The organism is Hymenobacter sp. B1770, assembly GCF_049896385.1.
In the GTDB taxonomy this organism is placed as follows: domain Bacteria; phylum Bacteroidota; class Bacteroidia; order Cytophagales; family Hymenobacteraceae; genus Hymenobacter.
The window spans coordinates 1-623 of the sequence record NZ_JAFCUF010000078.1; the positions used below are offsets into that span (position 1 = coordinate 1).

The 623-nt window shown below is 66.6% G+C and carries 1 protein-coding gene; it reads left to right on the forward strand.

Translation table 11 applies throughout. From position 1 onward, the window contains the following. Positions 1-623, forward strand: a 623-nt coding sequence (locus tag ACP7AJ_RS21565) for a sensor histidine kinase (RefSeq protein WP_426062302.1), incomplete at both ends; no start/stop codon positions are given.

Genomic DNA, 623 nt, shown 5'->3' on the forward strand with positions numbered 1-623 from the left:
GGGCGAGCTCACGGCCGGTATCGCCCACGAGCTGCAGAACCCGCTCAACTTCATGAAAAACTTTGCCGAGGTCAGCACCGGATTAGTGGACGACATGGGCGGCACCCGCCCAGGCAGCGCCGGGTTGGAGGGCGAAATCTTGGCCGGGCTGAAGCAGAACCTGCACGAAATCAGCCAGCACGGCCAGCGGGCCACGGCCATCATCAAGGGCATGCTGGAGCACTCGCGCGCTGGCACCGGTCAGCGCGTGCCCACCCCACTCAACGCGCTGGTGGAAGACAGCCTACGCTTGGCCTACCAGGGCCTGCGGGCCAAAGACCGCGACTTCAGCGCCCACCTGACCACCACGCTGGACCCAGCCCTGCCCTTGGTGGCAGTGGTGCCGCAGGACCTGGGCCGGGTACTCATCAACCTGCTCACTAATGCCTTTTACGCCGTGCGCCAGCGCCAGCAGGCGGGCGAAGCCGGCTATCGCCCCGAAGTGCGGGTGCACACCATTGCTGGGCCGGACAGCGTTGAAATCCGCATCGCCGACAACGGCCCGGGCATGAGCGCGGCCGTGCAGGCGAAAATCTTCCAGCCCTTCTTCACCACCAAGCCCACGGGCGAGGGCACAGGCCTGG